Source organism: Pseudomonas sp. NY15372, from assembly GCF_048068215.1.
GTDB lineage: Bacteria > Pseudomonadota > Gammaproteobacteria > Pseudomonadales > Pseudomonadaceae > Aquipseudomonas > Aquipseudomonas guariconensis_A.
Window position 1 is genome coordinate 135,749 of sequence record NZ_JBLUPY010000009.1, and the last position, 19,110, is coordinate 154,858.

General features: G+C 66.0%; 12 protein-coding genes. 9 read left to right on the forward strand and 3 right to left on the reverse strand.

The genetic code is table 11. The features are described from left to right. Positions 1-41: 41 nt before the first annotated feature. Together zwf and gnd are read right to left on the reverse strand one after the other, a co-directional pair. Positions 42-1,544: a glucose-6-phosphate dehydrogenase gene (zwf, locus tag ACNFG0_RS10115; protein ID WP_416764660.1), complete on the reverse strand. Its 1,503-nt coding sequence runs from the start codon at positions 1,542-1,544 to the stop codon at positions 42-44. Then, a complete protein-coding gene (gene gnd, locus ACNFG0_RS10120) occupies positions 1,541-2,545 on the reverse strand; it encodes a phosphogluconate dehydrogenase (NAD(+)-dependent, decarboxylating) (RefSeq protein WP_328305135.1) in 1,005 nt (334 codons plus the stop codon). Before gnd ends, zwf begins: the two co-directional genes overlap by 4 nt. A 262-nt stretch (positions 2,546-2,807) precedes the next feature. On the opposite strand from gnd, the gene ACNFG0_RS10125 reads away from it, so the two are divergent. From ACNFG0_RS10125 to ACNFG0_RS10165, 9 genes are all read left to right on the forward strand, one after another. After that, positions 2,808-2,975, forward strand: a complete 168-nt coding sequence (locus ACNFG0_RS10125) for a DUF6026 family protein (RefSeq protein WP_196145854.1) — start codon at positions 2,808-2,810, stop codon at positions 2,973-2,975. A 476-nt stretch (positions 2,976-3,451) separates the two neighbouring features. Beyond that, positions 3,452-5,011, forward strand: coding sequence for a glycogen synthase GlgA (glgA, locus tag ACNFG0_RS10130; RefSeq protein ID WP_196155035.1), 1,560 nt, complete (start codon positions 3,452-3,454; stop codon positions 5,009-5,011). A gap of 15 nt (positions 5,012-5,026) precedes the next feature. Further along, on the forward strand, positions 5,027-6,802 hold the full coding sequence (treZ, locus tag ACNFG0_RS10135) for a malto-oligosyltrehalose trehalohydrolase (protein ID WP_416764661.1): 1,776 nt from the start codon (positions 5,027-5,029) through the stop codon (positions 6,800-6,802). Then, positions 6,799-8,868: a 4-alpha-glucanotransferase gene (gene malQ / locus ACNFG0_RS10140; protein ID WP_416764662.1), complete on the forward strand. Its 2,070-nt coding sequence runs from the start codon at positions 6,799-6,801 to the stop codon at positions 8,866-8,868. The genes treZ and malQ overlap by 4 nt, the downstream gene beginning before the upstream one ends. After that, complete coding sequence (locus ACNFG0_RS10145) at positions 8,865-11,639, forward strand: malto-oligosyltrehalose synthase (protein WP_416764664.1); 2,775 nt, start codon at positions 8,865-8,867, stop codon at positions 11,637-11,639. Before malQ ends, ACNFG0_RS10145 begins: the two co-directional genes overlap by 4 nt. Before the next feature lie 14 nt (positions 11,640-11,653). Further along, the gene (locus ACNFG0_RS10150) at positions 11,654-11,914 is read left to right on the forward strand and encodes a DUF2934 domain-containing protein (protein WP_196145859.1); all 261 of its coding nucleotides are present in this window, start codon (positions 11,654-11,656) and stop codon (positions 11,912-11,914) included. A 134-nt stretch (positions 11,915-12,048) separates the two neighbouring features. Next, positions 12,049-14,202, forward strand: coding sequence for a glycogen debranching protein GlgX (gene glgX, locus ACNFG0_RS10155; RefSeq protein WP_416764666.1), 2,154 nt, complete (start codon positions 12,049-12,051; stop codon positions 14,200-14,202). Positions 14,203-14,328: 126 nt separating this feature from the next. After that, positions 14,329-15,123, forward strand: a complete 795-nt coding sequence (locus ACNFG0_RS10160; RefSeq protein ID WP_196145861.1) for an endonuclease/exonuclease/phosphatase family protein — start codon at positions 14,329-14,331, stop codon at positions 15,121-15,123. Between the two features lie 328 nt (positions 15,124-15,451). Next, positions 15,452-16,528 (forward strand): autotransporter outer membrane beta-barrel domain-containing protein, encoded by a 1,077-nt coding sequence (locus ACNFG0_RS10165; RefSeq protein WP_196155041.1) that lies wholly within the window; start codon positions 15,452-15,454, stop codon positions 16,526-16,528. Between the two features lie 227 nt (positions 16,529-16,755). On the opposite strand, the gene glgB is transcribed toward ACNFG0_RS10165, so the two are convergent. Further along, positions 16,756-18,966, reverse strand: a complete 2,211-nt coding sequence (glgB, locus tag ACNFG0_RS10170) for a 1,4-alpha-glucan branching protein GlgB (RefSeq protein ID WP_196155042.1) — start codon at positions 18,964-18,966, stop codon at positions 16,756-16,758. Positions 18,967-19,110 lie beyond the last annotated feature (144 nt).

The following is a 19,110-nucleotide window of genomic DNA, read 5'->3' on the forward strand; positions in this document are numbered from 1 at the left end:
GAGCGGGCTTGCCCCGCGATTGGGCCGGTACGGACGACGCATCAGCCCAAGGTATGCCACTCCCGCTTGTCACGCGTAAGCAGCTCATTACCCGCCTCAGGGCCGTCCTCGCCGGCGGCGTATTCATGGACTTCTCCGCCACCGGCCCAGGCATCCAGGAATGGCTGCACCGCACGCCAGCCGTTTTCGATGTTGTCGGCACGCTGGAACAGGGTCTGGTCGCCCGTGAGGCAGTCGTAGATCAGCGTCTCGTACCCGGTCGCCGGGGTCATCTGGAAGAAGTCCTTGTAGGCGAAGCCCAGCTCGACGTTCTCCATGACCAACTCCGGCCCGGGGCGTTTGGCCTGCAGGTCGAACCACATGCCCTCGTTGGGCTGGATCTGGATCTTCAGGTAGTTGGGCTTGGGCCGCTCCAGTTCGGACTCGCGGAACTGGGCATAAGGCGCGGGCTTGAAGCAGATGGCGATCTCGGTGTCGCGCACGCTCATGCGCTTGCCGGTGCGCAGGTAGAACGGCACGCCGGCCCAGCGCCAGTTGTCAATCATCACCTTCAAGGCCACGTAGGTTTCGGTGTGGCTGTCAGGGGCCACGTTGGGCTCCTGCCGGTAGCCCGCCAGGCGCTTGCGGCCTTGCTTGCCGGCCACGTACTGGCCGCGCACGGAGTTCTTCAGGGCCATCTTCTGCGACCAGGGGCGTATGGCGCCGATCACCTTGGCCTTCTCGCTGCGCACGGCATCAGCGGCGAACGCGGCCGGGGGCTCCATGGCGACCATGGCCAGCAGCTGGAACAGGTGGTTGGGCACCATGTCGCGCAGGGCGCCGGTGTTATCGTAGAAGGCGCCGCGGGTCCCGACACCGACAGTCTCTGCGGCAGTGATTTGGACATGATCGATGTAATGGTTGTTCCAGAACGACTCGAACAGGCCGTTGGAGAAGCGGCTGACCAAGATGTTCTGCACCGTCTCCTTGCCCAGGTAATGATCGATCCGGTAGATCTGGCGCTCGGTCATCACATTCAGCAGGCAGGCATTGAGGGCCTCGGCGCTGGCCAGGTCGGTGCCGAAGGGCTTTTCCACCACGACCCGGCGAAAACCGCCGCCCGACTCGTCCAGCAGGCCGGCATCGCCCAGGCGCTGCGCGACTTCAGGGAAGAAGCGCGGCGAGGTGGCCAGGTAGAAGATGGCGTTGCCGTGGGCGGTCTTGTCGATGCGCCGGGCGATGGCTGCGTAGGTGGCGGGGTCGAGGAAGTCGCCGGTCTGGTAGTCCAGACGCTTGGCCAGGCGCGCCCAGAGCTTGTCGTCCAGGCATTTATTGGCGCCTTCGCCCTTGTCGCGCTCGGCCATGAAGTCATGCAAGCGATCGGCGAACGCCTGCGCAGTGGCCGGGTTGTGGTCCACGCCGACGATGCGCAGGTTGCGGTCCAGCAGGCCATCGCGGCTGAGGTTGTACAGCGCCGGCATCAGCAGGCGCTTGACCAGGTCGCCGTTGGCACCGAACAGGAACAACGTGCACGGCGGCGCGGCAGGAATCTTCTGTGGCTTCATTTGCCTTTCTCGACGTGGCCGCCAAAGCCCAGGCGCATGGCCGAGAGAATCTTGTCACCGTAGGTCCCCTGCTGCTGGCGGGAACGGAAGCGGGCGAACAGCGCGCTGGACAGCACCGGCACCGGCACGGCCTGTTCGACGGCGGCATCGATGGTCCAGCGGCCTTCCCCGCTGTCAGATACCGAGCCACTGAAGCGGGCCAGCTGCGGGTCGGCCACCAGGGCATCGGCGGTGAGGTCCAGCAGCCAGGAGGTGACCACGCTGCCACGGCGCCACACTTCGGCGATTTCGGCCACGTCCAGGTCGAAACGCTGGTCTTCGGGCAGTTCCGGGCCGCCTTTGCTGCGCAGCAGGTCGAAGCCTTCGGCGTAGGCCTGCATCAGTCCGTATTCGATGCCGTTGTGCACCATCTTCACGTAATGCCCGGCACCGGCGGGGCCGGCGTGAATGTAGCCATGCTCGGCGCGGCCATGCTCGCCTTCGCGGCCCTGGGTCCGAGGGATGTCGCCCACGCCCGGGGCCAGCGCCTTGAACAGCGGCTCCAGGCGCTCGAATACCGCCTTCTCGCCGCCGATCATCATGCAGTAGCCTCGCTCCAGGCCCCACACGCCGCCGGAGGTGCCGACGTCGAGGTAATGCAGGCCACGCGTGGCCAGCTCGGTGGCGCGGCGCATGTCGTCCTTGTAGAAGGTGTTGCCACCGTCGATGATCGCATCGCCCGGCTCCAACAGTTCGGCCAGCTGGGCGATGGTCTGCTCGGTGGGCTCGCCGGCTGGCAGCATCACCCACACAGCGCGCGGGGCCTTGAGTTTCTGCACCAGGGCGCCCAGGTCGTGGGCCCCTTGGGCGCCCTCGCCCTCCAATGCCATGACCGCATCACGGTTACGGTCATGCACCACGGTGCGGTGCCCTGCGAGCATCAGCCTTCTCGCGATATTGCCGCCCATGCGGCCCAGCCCGACGATTCCCAGTTGCATGTGCCGAAGCTCCCCTTGGTAAATAGATGACAACGCGGTTCAGGTGTTCAGATTAGTCCAGCGCTCCGCCCGAGGGTTCACCGACGAACGGGGCGACAACGATAAACAAAAAAGTTCCCAAGGCCAGGAAAAGAATTCAGAATGCCCGCCGCACGAGCGTCTACCCTTGTAAGGAACGCTCGTCGATAGGGAGTCGTGTTCAACCTAGAACGGTTTGTCGCCAGTACCGGCACATTCGCGGGCTCGCCCGCTCCCAAAAAAACGTCCAGAATTGCGAGGTGTTTACATGGGTACATTGATGCCTGCTACTCCAACCCAGACCCTCTATGTCACCGTGCGCCGTGACGAACTGCGCCGTCTGAAGGATGAACGCGACCAACTGCGCCAGCAGGTCGCCCAATTGAACCTGCTGCTGGAACAGGCCCGCTGCGAAGACAAGGCCGTCAGCCTCTGATTCATCCCCTTCCCTCGCGTGGGAGCTTGTCGGCTCCCACCTTGCATGTTTTTCCCTTCTTAAGATCCAGCGCCGCCCCCTCTCAAGCTATTCATATCCGGTAACAACCCGCCAACGTTTGCGCAGACCTACGGTCACCCTATAAATGACCAGCGGGTCACATTTGTAACGCAACCTCTCCTACACTCGGGATTCCGCCTGCCAAACCGTCTGGGCAACCCGACGGAAAAAAATCGAAACTTTCCAACAAAGCGGCAGGTCAGGAATTAAGTAGGCCAGAGCAACGGGACGACCCCAGCCTCGGCCCACCCACCCCAAACAGTCCGACTGCCTTCGGCTGGAATGCCGATTGCACGGTGTGCTTGCGCGCACGACTCAGGGGCAAGGAACGCACTACGAAGACGTACGACCAGAGAGAACCAACACGACATAACGCAAAGGGTGCCAGCCACCCGACACAAGGGACGGAGAGAAGTATGATCAGTGCCGCTGTCGAGCCTCACGTAGACACATTCAACCCGGACAACCGCGAACCGCTCCTGCCGGACTTCGCCACGACAGCCAAGGCACCCGGCGCCCAGCGGCGTCATAACCTCCACAAGCGCAAGATCCTGTTCGTGACGTCGGAAATCGCCGACCTGGTCAAGACCGGTGGGCTTGGCGATGTGTCATCGGCCCTGCCACGGGCCCTCTCCCATCTGCATGACGTACGTTTGCTGATCCCCGGCTACCGCCAAGTGGTGGAAAGCGACAACCCCATCCATATCGTCGGCGAACTCGGCGGCCATGCGGCACTGCCGCCGTGCAAGATCGGGCGCATGGACCTGCCCGACGGCCTGGTCATCTATGTATTGCTGTGCCCCGAACTGTACCAGCGCGACGGCACGCCCTATGGCGCCAACAATGGCCGCGACTGGCCCGACAACCACATCCGCTTCGCCCGCCTGGGCCTAGCTGCTGCGGAGATCGCCGCCGGCGAAGGCATGATCCACTGGCGCCCCGACCTGGTGCACGCCCACGACTGGCCGGCCGGCCTGGCACCGGCCTACATGCACTGGCGTGGCCTGAACACCCCGACCCTGTTCACCATTCACAACCTGGCCTACCAGGGCGTGTTCAGCCGCGGCTGCTGCCCTGAGCTGGCCATCCCCGACCATGCCTTGCAACAGGAGGGCATGGAGTTCTACGGCAAGCTTTCGTTCCTCAAGGCGGGCCTTGCCTACTCCAGCCACATCACCACGGTGAGCGCCACCTACGCCCGGGAGATCACCACCCCGGCGTTCGGCTGCGGGCTGGACGGTTTCCTCGCCAGCAAGGCCCAGCAAGGCCTGCTCGGCGGCATCCCCAATGGCATCGATGAAAGCTGGGATTCGGCCACCGACAAGTACCTGGAACACAATTTCAGCCTCAACGACTGGGACGGCAAGGCGCGCAATGCACAACAAGTGCGCGAGCTGTTCCAACTTGAGGCATCCGAAGGGCCGCTGTTCGCCGTGGTCTCGCGCCTGGTCTACCAGAAAGGCCTGGACCTGACGCTCGGCGTTGCCGATTACATCGTCAGCCAAGGAGGCCAGATCGCTATCATCGGCCGTGGCGAGCCGGAGGAAGAGCAGGCCATGCGCGAGTTGGCCCTGCGCTACCCGGGCCGCGTGGGCGTGCGCATCGGTTTCAACGAAACCGACGCCCGGCGCATGTTCGCCGGCAGCGACTTCCTGCTCATGCCGTCGCGCTACGAGCCGTGCGGCCTGAGCCAGATGTACGCGCAGCGCTTCGGCTCGCTGCCGGTGGCGCGCAACACCGGCGGCCTGGCAGACACCATCGAGAATGGCGTCACGGGCTTCTTGTTCGACGAGCCCACCGTGGACAGCTATCGCGAGGCACTGGCCCGGGCCTTCTATGTCTATGGCAAGAAGGACCTGCTCAACGCCATGCGCTGCCTGGCCATGACCCAGCCGTTCAACTGGTGCCAGGCAGTGGAACCCTATGCCCGGCTGTACGAGGAGCTGGTCTGCCAGGCCCACGTCGGCCACTACTGAGCGGGGGCACCGAAGATGCACAGGCATGGCGCACACTTGCTGGACGCCACGTCGGCGCGCTTCGCCCTCTGGGCGCCGGATGCGCGCAGCGTGAGCTTGCAGCTGGAACGACAACCGGCGATAGAACTGCTGCCGGAAGGGGATGGCTGGTTCACCGGCCTGGCTCCCTGCCAGGCGGGCAGCCGCTATCGCTATCGAATCGACGACCGACTGGAGGTAGCCGACCCGGCGTCGCGCTACCAACCTGAAGGGATCCATGGGCCCAGCCAGGTGGTGGATGTGGCCGGCTACCCCTGGCAACACCCATGGCAAGGGCGCCCCTGGCACGAAGCGGTGATCCAGGAACTGCATGTCGGCCTGCTCGGCGGCTATGCCGGCGTCGCCCAGCAGTTGCCGCGCCTGGCCGAACTGGGTTTCACGGCCATCGAGCTGATGCCCGTGGGGCAGTTCCCGGGTGAGCGCAACTGGGGCTACGACGGCGTGCTGCCGTTCGCCCCGCAGCACACCTATGGCAGCCCGGCCGAACTGTGCGCGTTGATCGACCAGGCCCACGGCCTTGGCCTGATGGTGATCCTCGATGTGGTCTACAACCACTTCGGGCCCGACGGCAATTACCTGCATGAATACGCCAGCGGATTCTTCCGCGAGGACCGCCACACGCCCTGGGGCGCAGCCATCGATTTCCGCAGGCCCCAGGTGCGCGAATACTTCATCCAGAATGCATTGATGTGGCTGTGCGACTACCGCTTCGATGGCCTGCGGCTGGACGCGGTGCATGCCATCGACCAGCCCGATTTCCTGGTGGAACTGGCCGGGCGTGTCCGAGCAGCGGCAGGATCCGACAGCGCAATCGCGGGACAAGTCGGACCGCCCCACCGCCGTATCTGGCTGGTGCTCGAGAATGAGCACAACCAGGCCTCGCTCCTGAAGCACGGTTTCGACGCCCAGTGGAACGACGACGGCCACAACGCCCTGCACGTCCTGCTGACCGGCGAAACCGAAGGCTACTATGCCGACTACAAGGATCGCCCCGTCGAACAGCTCGCCCGCGCCCTGAGCGAGGGCTTCGTGTTCCAGGGCCAGCCCAATCGCCATGGCACGCCCCGGGGCGAGCCCAGCGGGCACTTGCCGCCCAGCGCCTTCGTGCTGTTTCTGCAGAACCACGACCAGGTCGGCAACCGTGCCCTGGGCGAACGCCTTACCCGCCTCTGCCCGCCCCAGGCGCTGCGTGCGGCCACCGGCCTGTTGCTGCTGGCACCGATGGTCCCACTGCTGTTCATGGGTGATGAAGAAGGCAGCCGCTGCCCGTTCCTGTTCTTCACCGACCACCATGACGAACTGGCCGACGCCGTGCGCGAAGGCCGCCGCGCCGAGTTCGCCCATTTCGCCGCCTTCGCCGACCCGCAAGCGCGCGCGCGCATTCCCGACCCCAACGCCAAGTCCACCTTCGACGCCTCGCGGCCCACCGCACAGGACGTGCTGGCCGGCTGGCACGGCCTGTACCAGCGCCTGTTGGCGCTGCGCCACCGGCATATCACCCCGCACCTGCCCGGCAGCCGCGCCCTGGATGCCAAGGTGCTGGGCGAACATGCGCTGACCGCGCGCTGGCGCCTGGGCGATGGCAGCGAGCTGCGCATCGACCTGAACCTCGCCGCCCAGGCGCAAGCAGTAGCCCTGCCGCCGGTCGAACGCTGGCTGTTCGACAGCAGCGACACCGCACACCTGGACACCACCCTGCCCGCGCACAGCTGCGTGGTCAGCCTGCTGCCCCCCGGCCAGGAGACGCCATGAGCGACATACCCCTGCATCGACTGGCCGCCCGAGTGGGGCTGGCCCGCGACTGGATCGACGCCAACGCCCGCCCGCAGCAGGTCAGCGACGAGGTGCTGCGCAAGGTGCTCGCCGGCCTTGGCCACCCGGCCAACGACGAGGCCGCCATCGCCGCCAGCCTGCTGGCGCTGGACCAGGCCGAAGACCGCGATCACCTGCCACCGCTGCTCACCGCCGACCGCGACCAGCCCCTGGACCTGGCACGCTATTTCAGCCCAGGCAGCACGGTGCACTGCACCCTGGAAGACGGCGACACACGATCGCTCGCCCTGGACAGCCAGGCCCACCTGCCGGGCGAGCTCCCCATCGGCTATCACCAGCTCGCCCTCGGTGACCGCCGCTTCACCCTTGCCGTGGCTCCACCGCGCTGCCATGCCCTGGAAGACGCCATCGACCAGCCGCCCCCACGCTGCTGGGGCCTGTCGGTGCAGCTATACAGCCTGCGCCGCCCAGGCGACGGCGGCTATGGCGACTGCATGGCCCTGGAACAACTGGCCCGCGCGGCCGCCGAACGCGGCGCCGACGCCTTGGCCATCAGCCCGATACACGCCCTGTCGACGGTGGACCAGCGCCATTACAGCCCCTACTCCCCCTCCAGCCGTCTGCTGCTCAACGAGCTTTACGCCAGCCCAGCGGCGCTGCTCGGGGAACGCGAGGTGCGCATGGCCATCGAGGCCTGTGGCCTGCAACACACCCTGGACGAGCTGGAACAAGGCCCATTGGTGGACTGGCCCCGCGCTGCCGATGCCCGGCACCGTCTGCTGCAGGCCTTGTACAAGGACTTCAGCCAGGGCAGCCACCCATTGCACAGCGATTTCGACAGCTTCCGCGAAGCCGGCGGCCAGGCCCTGGCGCACCATTGCCGTTTCCAAGTGCTGCAGGCCGAGGCGGCTGCGCGCGGCCTGGGCGCCGACTGGCGCAACTGGCCGGCCGCCTGGCACGACCCCTACCACCCCGAAGTGGAGGCGTTTGCCAACAGCCACCGCGAACAGGTGCAGTTCCACGCTTTTTGCCAATGGCTCACCGAACGCGGCTTGCAACGGGCCCAGGAAGCCGCCCGCGGCAATGGCATGGCCGTGGGCCTGATCGCCGACCTGGCCGTGGGGGCTGACGGTGCCGGCAGCCAGGCCTGGAGCCGCCAGGACGAATTGCTGGCCGACCTCAAGGTCGGCGCCCCACCGGATATCCTCAACCGCCTGGGCCAGGACTGGGGCATCTGCGCATTCTCCCCGGAGGGCCTCAAGCGCAACGGCTACCGCGCCTTCATCGAGATGTTGCGGGCCAACCTGGCCCATGCCGGCGGCCTGCGCATCGACCATGTCATGGGGCTGCGCCGGTTGTGGCTGATCCCGCGCGGCTCCCGCCCCAGCGAAGGGGCCTACCTGAACTACCCGCTGGACGACCTGCTGCGTTTGCTGGCCCTGGAGTCGGTGCGCCACCAGGCGGTGATCCTCGGCGAAGACTTGGGCACCGTACCGGAGGGCCTGCGCGAGACCCTGGCGGCCAAGGCGGTGCTGGGCATGCGCGTGCTGCCGTTCGAGCAAGAGCCGCCCGGGCACTTCAAGCCCATCCTCGACTGGCCGGACAATGCCCTGGCTACCACGGGCACCCATGACTTGGCACCGCTGGCCGGCTGGCTGCAGGCCCGCGACATCGACTGGAGCCATCGCCTGCAACTGGTCGATGCCGCCGCCGAGCTACGCTGGCGGCACACCCGCCAGCTGGAGCGCGATGGCCTGCGCCGCACTTTGGAGCAGAACTATGGCGCCCTGGCCGACGACGACGCCCTGATCGACGCCGCCATCCGCTATGTCGGCCATACCCGTGCCCCGCTGGTGCTGGTGCCGCTGGAGGATTTGCTCGGTTGCGACGAACAGCCCAACCTGCCCGGCACCACCGATGGCCACCCCAACTGGCGCCGCCGCTTCGCCCGCCCGGTGCGTGAGCTGCTGGACGACGAAGATGCCGCACGTCGCCTGGAGCTGCTGGCCCAGGCCCGCGAACAAGCCTGGGAGCGTGACCGATGAAGCCCTTGACCGCCACGGTGCGCCTGCAACTGCACAGTGACTTCACCCTCGACGACGCTGTGCCGCTGGTGCCCTACTTCGCCCGCCTGGGCATCAGCCACGTGTACGCCTCGCCGATCCTCAAGGCCCGAGCCGGCTCGCGCCACGGCTACGACGTGGTCGACCCGACCCAGGTCAACCCCGAGCTTGGCGGCGAGCCAGCCCTGCAGCGCCTGGTTGCCGCCCTGCGCCAGCATGGCATGGGCCTGATCCTCGACACGGTGTCCAACCACATGGCCGTGGGCGGTGCCGACAACCCTTGGTGGCAGAGCCTGCTGGCCTGGGGCCGGCGCAGCCCCTATGCGGAGTTCTTCGATATCCAATGGCACTCCAGCGACCCGTTGCTGGCCGGCCAACTGCTGCTGCCATTTTTGGGCAGCGACTACGGCGTGGCCCTGCAGAACGGCGAGCTACCCCTGACCTTCGAACCCGAGCAGGGCCTGTTGCAGGTGGCGCATTACGAGCACCGCTTCCCCATCTGCCCGCTGGACTATGGGCGCATTCTCGCCCAAAGCGAGCACCCACAGGTACAAGCCTTGGCGCAGCATTTCACGGCGCTGCACGAAGCCGCCGATCCGTTGGCCGATGCCCTGCCCCTGCAAGCGGAACTGGCGCGACGGGTACGCCAGGGCGATAACCTGGACGGCGCCCTGGCCGCCTTCGACAGCCGCACCGAGGCAGGCTTCAAGCGCCTGCACCTGTTACTGGAGCGCCAGACCTACCGGCTGGCCAGCTGGCGCACTGCGGCAGACGACATCAACTGGCGGCGCTTCTTCGACATCAACGAGCTCGGCGGCCTGCGAGTGGAACGGGCGGTGGTGTTCGAAGCCACCCACGCCAAGCTGTTCGAGCTGATCGAGCGTGGCCTGGTGGACGGCCTGCGCATCGACCACATCGACGGCCTGGCCGACCCCCGCCAGTATTGCCGCAAGCTGCGCCGCCGGGTCGACGGCCTGCTGGCACGCCGGCCCTTGCAGGCGGACGTCGAGCACTTCCCGATCTATGTGGAGAAGATCCTCGGCGCCGGTGAACACCTGCACCGCGACTGGCGCACCGACGGCACCACCGGTTACGAATTCATGAACCAGGTCTCGCTGCTGCAGCACGACCCGGCTGGTGAAGCCCCCTTGACCGAACTGTGGAGCACCGTGAGCGAGCGCCCGGACTTTGCCGAGGAAGTCCGCCAGGCTCGGCACCTGGTGCTCAACGCCAGCCTGGCCGGCGACTGCGAGTCGGTGGCACAGGCCCTGCTGCAGGTGGCGCGCGACGACCTGATGACCCGCGACCTGACCCTGGGCGCCATCCGCCGGGCCTTGCAGGCCGTGGTCGAGCACTACCCGGTGTACCGCACCTACATCAATGCCTGCGGTCGCCCCGACGAAGACGAAGCCTTCTTCCAGCAGGCCCTGGCCGGTGCCCGGCAAAGCCTGGCCGAGGCAGACTGGCCGCTGCTCGAGCACTTAGAACGCTGGCTCGGCGGCCAACCCTGGCGCCAACTGCCGCCAGGCCGGCCGCGCAAGCACCTGCGCCATGCCTGCGTGCGCTTCCAGCAACTGACCGCGCCCAGTGCCGCCAAGGCCGTGGAAGACACCGCCTTCTACCGCTCCGGCCGGCTGTTGTCGCGCAACGACGTGGGCTTCGAGGCCGAGCGTTTCAGCGCACCGCCACAGGCCTTCCACAACGAAGCGCAACGGCGCCTGCGGGACTTCCCGGACAACCTGCTGGCCACCGCCACCCACGACCACAAGCGCGGCGAGGACTGCCGCGCACGGTTGGCGGTACTCAGCGAACTGGGGCCCTGGCTGGCCAGCCGGGTCGAGCATTGGCGCGAGCTGGCCGCACCGCTGCGCCAGGCCCTGGGCGACGGCCTGGCGCCGAGCCCGGCGGACGAACTGCTGCTGTTCCAGACGCTGCTCGGTAGCTGGCCCCTGGACCTCGACCTACATGACGCCACGGCCCTGGCACGATACGCCGAGCGCCTGCGCCAATGGCAGCAGAAGGCCCTGCGCGAAGCCAAGCTGCGCAGCAGCTGGAGCGCCCCGAACGAGGCCTACGAACAGGCCTGTGCCGCCTATGTCGACGGCTTGTTGCTGGCGCCTGAAAACCAACAGTTGCGCCACGCCCTGCACGAGGCCGCGCAGCGCATCGCCTGCCCGGGCGCGCTCAATGGCTTGGTCCAGTGCCTGCTGCGCATGACCACCCCGGGTGTGCCGGACCTGTATCAGGGCAACGAGTTCTGGGACCTGAGCCTGGTCGACCCGGACAACCGCCGCCCGGTGGACTACGCCGCGCGGCGGGCCAGCCTGGACGACAGCCTGCCGTTGGCCGAATTGCTGATGCACTGGCGCGACGGGCGTATCAAGCAGGCGCTGATCGCGCGCGTGCTGGACTGCCGCCAGGCCCACCCCGACCTGTTCCAGCGCGGCGCCTACCTGCCACTGGCCGTGCAGGGCCGGCACGCCGACAAGGTCCTGGCCTTCGCCCGCCTGGGCGAGGACGCCCAGGCCATCGTGGTGGTGCCGCGCCTGCCCAGCGCGCTGCTGGGCGGCGCCTCCCTCCCCCTGATCCCGGCGCAGAACTGGGACGACACACGGGTGATCCTGCCGTTTGCCTTGTCACCTGCCACTTGTTCGGGACTTTTTTCCAGCACCGCTGTCAGCCCTTCAAGGGAGCTGAGTTTGAGCACCGTGCTGGCAGAGTTTCCGGTCAACCTGTTGATACAACAATCTTGAACACCAGGAGCGTCATGATGAGCGTCGATGAAAAACGTATCCGCGAATTCGCCTATCAAATCTGGGAATCGGAAGGAAAGCCCGAAGGCCAGGAAGAACGCCACTGGGAGATGGCGCGCAAGCTCGCCGAGGCCGAGGCCCTGGCACCCAAGGCCGCACCGCGCAAGAAGGCCGCGGCCAAACCCAAGGACGTGTTGACCAAGAGCACGGCGCCGGTGCAAAAGCCGGCTGCGGCGAAGAAACCTCGGGCAGTGAAGAAACCGGCTGCGGGTTGACCTCGGTATTGCAGCACGCTGTACCGGCCTTATCGCGGGCAAGCCCATGTCTACCGGACCCTGTGGGAGCCGGCTTGCCAGCGATCGGGCCAGATCAGGAAGATGCCCGTCCACCCGGCTTGAAGAGGACCGTCATGAGCCCCCGCACTGCAAAGAAAACCCGCTCCGTCGCCCCCTCGCGCATCCGCGAAGGCCTGCCCTTCCCCTTGGGCGCGAACTGGGACGGCCTCGGGGTCAACTTCGCCCTGTTCTCGGCCAACGCCACCAAGGTCGAGCTGTGCCTGTTCGACTCCAGCGGCGAACACGAACTCGAACGCATCGAGCTGCCCGAATACACCGACGAGATCTACCACGGCTACCTGCCCGACGCGCACCCCGGGCTGGTCTACGGCTACCGGGTACACGGCCCCTACGAGCCGGAAAATGGCCACCGCTTCAACCCCAACAAGCTGTTGATCGACCCCTATGCCAAGCAACTGGTGGGCAGCTTGAATTGGTCCGAGGCGCTGTTCGGCTACACCATCGGCCACCCCGATGGCGATCTTTCGTTCGACGAGCGCGACAGCGCGCCCTTCGTACCCAAGTGCAAGGTCATCGACCCGGCCTTCACCTGGGGCCGCGACCAGCGCGTGCAGATCCCATGGGAGCGCACCATCCTCTACGAGGCCCACACCCGTGGCATCAGCATGCGCCACCCGGCCGTGCCCGAAGAACACCGAGGGACCTTCGCGGGCCTGGCCAACGATGAACTGCTCAAGCACATCAAGGACCTGGGGGTATCGTCCATCGAGCTGTTACCGATACACGCCTTCGTCAACGACCAGCACCTGTTGCAAAAGGGCCTGAACAACTATTGGGGCTACAACAGCATCGCCTTCTTCGCACCACACCCCAAGTACCTGGCCAGCGGCAAGATCGCCGAGTTCAAGGAGATGGTCGCGCACCTGCACGACGCAGGCCTTGAGCTGATCCTGGACGTGGTCTACAACCACACCGCCGAAGGCAACGAGCTGGGCCCGACCCTGTCGATGCGAGGCATCGACAACGCCTCCTACTACCGACTGATGCCCGATGACAAGCGCTACTACATCAACGACTCCGGCACCGGCAACACCCTGGACTTGAGCCACCCGTGCGTGCTGCAGCTGGTCACCGACTCACTGCGCTACTGGGCCGGGGAGATGCACGTCGACGGCTTTCGCTTCGACCTGGCGACCATCCTCGGTCGCTATCACGAGGGCTACAGCGAGCGCCACAGCTTCCTCGTGGCCTGCCGCCAGGACCCACTGCTGCGCCAGGTCAAGCTGATCGCCGAGCCCTGGGACTGCGGCCCCGGCGGCTACCAGGTGGGTAACTTCGCCCCCGGCTGGGCCGAATGGAACGACCGTTTCCGCGACACCGTGCGGGCCTTCTGGAAAGGCGACGAGGGCCAGCTGGCCGATTTCGCCGCACGCATGACCGCCTCGGGCGACCTGTTCAACAACCGCGGCCGGCGGCCCTACGCCTCGGTCAACTTCGTCACCGCCCATGACGGTTTCACCCTGCGCGACCTGGTCTCGTACAACGACAAGCACAACGAAGACAACGACGAGAACAACCAGGACGGCACCGACAACAACCTGTCGTGGAACTGCGGTGTCGAAGGGCCCACCGACGACCCCGGCATCAACGCCCTGCGCATGCGCCAGATGCGCAACTTCTTCGCCACCCTGCTGCTGGCCCAGGGCACGCCGATGATCGTCGCCGGCGACGAATTCAGCCGCACCCAGCATGGCAACAACAACGCCTACTGCCAGGACAGCGAGATCGGCTGGATCAACTGGGACCTGGACCAGGACGGCGCCGAGCTGCTGGCCTTCGTCAAGCGCCTGACCCGCCTGCGCCTGGCCTACCCGGTGCTGCGCCGTTCACGTTTTCTGGTCGGCGACTACAACGAGGCGATCGGGGTCAAGGACGTCACCTGGCTGGCCCCGGACGGCAACGAAATGAGCGTGGAGCAATGGGAAGACCCTCACGGCCGCTGCCTGGGCATGCTCATGGATGGTCGCGCCCAGGTCAGCGGCATCGCCAGGCCTGGGGCCGAGGCGACCTTGCTGCTGATCGTCAACGCCTACCATGACACCGTGCCGTTCCAGCTGCCGTCGGTGCCTGAAGGCGACTACTGGAGCTGCCTGGTCGACACCGACCGGCCGCAGATGCGCAAGCCGCAACACCTGGCGTTCGACACGCTGTTCGAGGTCAAGGGGCGCTCGGTGTTGCTGATGGCGCTGCAACGCGACGAAGAGTGAACCCCACTGACCCGGTTTGGTCCTAGACTCTAGAACGGCCGTCACAAAACCCTGTGGAAGCGGGACACGCCCGCTCCTACAGGGTTCGGTGGTGATCTGAAGGTAGGCATGTTTCCAGGAGACACCGTGAACCCCGAAGCCGGCAGTCCAGGTTTCGCCAGTGTCAGCCAGGCCCCCACCGTGCATCGGGTGCGGGTACTGACCGTGAACACCCACAAAGGCTTCACCGCCTTCAACCGGCGCTTCATCCTGCCGGAGCTGCGCGAGGCGGTGCGCAGCACCCAGGCCGATATCGTCTTCCTCCAGGAAGTGCTCGGCAGCCACGACCGCCACGCCGCCCGCTACCCCGGCTGGCCGCAGACCTCGCAGTACGAATTTCTCGCCGACAGCATGTGGAGCGACTTCGCCTACGGCCGCAACGCGGTGTACCCCGACGGCCACCATGGCAACGCCCTGCTGTCGAAGTACCCGATCCTCGAACACCGCAACCTCGACGTCTCGATCACCGGCCCCGAGCGCCGCGGCCTGTTGCACTGCATCCTGGATGTGCCGGGCCAGCGCCCGGTGCATGCCATCTGCGTGCACCTGTCGCTGCTCGAAAGCCACCGGCAGAAACAGCTGCACTTGCTGCGCCGGCTGCTCGACAGCCTGCCGGCCGATGAACCGGTGATCATCGCCGGCGACTTCAACGACTGGCAGTTGCGCGGCAACCGCACCCTGGGCCGCCACCGCGACCTGCACGAAGCCTTCGAGCGCCACCACGGCCTGCTCGCCCGCACCTACCCGGCGCGCCTGCCCTTGCTGCGCCTGGACCGTATCTACCTGCGCAATGCCGAAAGCCATGCGCCCAGGATTCTGGGACACAAACCGTGGACGCACCTGTCGGACCATCTGCCGCTGGCTGTCGAGGTGCGGCTCTAGCAATCATTCGGCATAGCGAGCGACGGCGAAAGAACCAAGCTTGATATACCCTTCGATCATTTCAAGCCAAATCAATGCATTAGAACCTGTAATCCTGACATCACAGGGTTTTCACCATTTCTTGACGCAAGCTGCGACCTCTCCTTAGCTGAACCTTATAACAACGTAAAAATTCGTGCCGGGCCTCTGGCGCGCGCCTTACAGCGCGTGCTCGAAAGCCGGCGCGACGGACCCGGTCGCCTTCTGTTTTGTGTCAGACAGCGTGTGATCCGGGCCGGACGCTAGGGCAGCCCAACACAACCCACACAACAACAAAAGGAGATCCGCCATGAAAAGAACCTCGAACCCTTTGCGCTTCGACGCGATTTTCTGCGCGGTTTCCACGTCGCTGCTCCTGGCAACCCCGGTGGAAACCTTCGCGCTCGAACTGCAGGAAGACATGGCCTTCAGCAGTTTTCTGCAACCGCCGGCGGTACCCCAGCTGTCCCTGGACCCAGTGACCGTCAGCGGCCTGGGCCTGGGCACGCTGACCGCGTTTTCCGAGCGCATGGGCGAACGCCACCGGCAACCGGCGCCCGACCTCACCGCGAGCCAATGGGCGCAGTTCTTCCCAGGCTCTGCCCGCCCCGGCGCCCAGGTGCCGGCACAACTGGAGGCGCCCAGCCAGCAACTGATGATCGGCCCGGACCTGTTCGTGCGTGAGACCGGCGAAGGCCATGTGCACCGCGCGGGGTTCTTCGTCGGCCACAATAACCTGCAGACCAGCTTCAACGGCATGCGCCGGTTGCTCGGCGACAAGCAGAAGAACGCCGTCAACCTCAGCGGCGAGAGCCTGGGTGTGTACTGGAGCATGACCCATGAGCAGGGCTGGCATGTCGATGCCGTGGCCATGGGCACACGCATCGACGTCAATGGCCGCGGCGAGAACGGCCAGCGTCTGGACGACAGCGGCCACGCGGTGACGTTCTCGGTCGAGGGCGGCTACCCCATCGGCCTGGGCGGCGGCTGGGTGATCGAACCCCAGGCGCAGTTGATCAACCAGCAGTTCTTCCCCAGCAACCGGGCGCAGGAAGAGACCTTGCAGGCCTTCGACAGCCAGCCGAGTTGGAGTGGCCGGGTCGGCGCCAAACTGTCGGGCCGCTACGAAGTACGCGGGATGCCAATCGAACCCTATGTGCGGACCAATGTCTGGTATGACTTCAGCAACGCCGACACGGTGAAGCTGGACCAGGTAGACAAGATCTCCAGCTCCCGCTACTCGACCACCGTGGACCTGGGGTTGGGGCTGGTAGCACGGGTGACGCCGAAGGTGGCGCTGTTCGTCAGTGCCGACTACAGCAGCGATGTGGATGGCAATGACCTCAATGGCCTGATCGGCAGCCTGGGGGTGAGGATGCGTTGGTAGATCATTACGGCCCAATCGCCGGCAAGCCGGCTCCCACATTTTGGCGGTGCTATCGCTGTGCCCCCTCTGTGGGAGCCAACTGTCTTGAGTTGCTTGCCCCGGTCCTATCGCCGGCAAGCCAGCTCCCACAGGTACAGCGGTGTCTCTGAAAACAGCGCAGGCCTGGTGGGAGCGGGCTTGTCCCGCGATCAAGGGCGAAGCCCTTGCCAGGCGACGGTGACATCGGGTCAGGCCGGCTTCATCACCAGCACGCCCAACGGCGGCAGGTTCAGCGCCAGCGACAGCGGCTGCCCATGGCTGGGCATCTGCTCGCTGGCCACCGCGCCCAGGTTGCCGACATTGGTGCCGGCATACAGCTCGGCATCGCTGTTGAGCAGCTCCTGCCAGCGTTCGCCGAACGGCACGCCGATCCGATAGCCCTCACGCGGCACCGGGGTGAAGTTGGCCACCACCAGCAGCGGCTCGCCGGCGCTGCTCCAGCGCAGCCAGGCATATACGCTGTTGTGCGCATCGTCGCCGATCAGCCACTGGAAGCCCTGGGGCTGGCAGTCCTGCTCATGCAGGGCGGGCAGCTCGCGGTACAAGCGATTGAGGTCGGCGACCAGGCGCTGCACCCCTTGGTGTTCAGGGTATTGCAGCAGGTACCAGTCCAGCTGGTGGTCGTGGTTCCACTCGCGCCACTGGCCGAACTCGCAGCCCATGAACAGCAGCTTCTTGCCCGGGTGCGCCCACATGAACGCCAGGTAGGCGCGCAGGTTGGCGAACTTCTGCCAGCGATCGCCGGGCATCTTGTCGATCAGCGAATGCTTGCCGTGCACCACCTCGTCGTGGGAGATGGGCAGGATGAAGTGTTCGGAATAGGCATAGATCAGCCCGAAGCTCATCTCGTTGTGATGGTAGGCGCGGTGCACCGGGTCGTTCTGGATGTAGTGCAGGGTGTCGTGCATCCAGCCCATGTTCCACTTGTAGGCAAAGCCCAGCCCGCCTTGCTGAACCGGCTGACTCACACCCGGCCAAGCGGTGGATTCTTCGGCGATGATCAGCGCTCCCGGCGCCTCGTGGGCCGCCACGGTGTTGAGGTGGCGGATGAAGTCGATGGCTTCCAGGTTTTCGCGCCCGCCGTGGCGGTTGGGCACCCATTCGCCGGCCTTGCGTGAATAGTCGCGATAGAGCATCGAGGCCACGGCATCGACCCGCAGGCCGTCGATGTGGAAATGCTTGAGCCAGTGCAGGGCCGAGGCCAGCATGAAGCCGCGCACTTCATTGCGCCCGAGGTTGTAGATCAACGTATTCCAGTCCTGGTGGAAGCCCTCCAAGGGGTTGTCGTACTCGTACAGCGCCGTGCCGTCGAAGCGGGCCAGGCCATGTTCGTCGGTGGGGAAATGCGCCGGTACCCAGTCGAGAATCACACCGATACCGCCCTGGTGGCAGGCATCGACAAAGGCAGCGAAGTCCTCGGCAGTGCCGTAGCGGGACGTGGGCGCGAACAGCGATAGCGGCTGGTAGCCCCAGGAGCCGCCGAATGGGTGCTCCATGATCGGCAGCAGCTCGATATGGGTGAACCCCAGGTCCTGCACATAGGGCACCAGGCGCTCGGCCAGTTCGCGCCAGTTGTAGAAGCGCGCTATCTCTCCGCCGTCGTCCAGCTCACAGCGCCAGGAGCCAGCGTGCAGCTCATAGATCGACAGCGGTGCCCGGTAGGCGTGGCGCTCTGCACGCTGCTGCATCCAGTCGTGGTCCTGCCAGGTGTGGCTGAGCGCCGCGGCCACCTTGGAGGCGGTGCTGGGCGGCAGCTCGGTGGCACGGGCCAGGGGGTCGGCCTTGAGCGGCAACACGCCATCGCGACCGAGCACTTCGAACTTGTAGGCCTCGCCGACGCCCAGGCGCGGCACGAACAGCTCCCAGACACCGGCATCGTGGCGCAGGCGCATGGGGTGGCGACGGCCGTCCCAATTGTTGAAATCTCCTACCACCGACACCCGCCGGGCGTTCGGCGCCCACACCGAGAAGCACACCCCATCGATGCCATCGGCATGCATCGGCTGGGCGCCGAAGCGCCCGGAGAGGTCGCGGTGGTTGCCTTCGGCGAACAGGTAAAGGTCCATCTCGCCCAGTTGCGGGCCGAAGCTGTAGGGGTCCTCGGTGACCTGCTCGCCGCCGGCCCAGCCGATCTGCAACAGGTACGGGTGGGCTTCATCCAGATGTGCGGTGAACAGCCCCGGTAGGCTGCCCTGCTCCATCTCGGCCAGCACGCGCCCATCGTGGCGCGCCAGCACTCGAGCGTTGAGGGCATTGGGCAGGAAGGCGCGAACGAACACGCCACCTGCACCATCGCCGTGCGGGCCCAGTACTGCGAACGGGTCGGCGTGCTCGGCGCGGGCCAGGGCATCCAGGTCCCGTTGCCGAAGGCCGCCGTTTTCACGCGTGATTGCATTCATCCTTCTGCCCTTCCAGATGTTTTGGATCGTTTTTTTAAGGGCCGCTTCGCGTCCCAATCGCGGGACAAGCCCGCTCCTACAGCGGATCGCGCAAACCCGCCTGTGTGGGAGCGGGCTTGTCCCGCGATTGGGCCGCACCGCGGC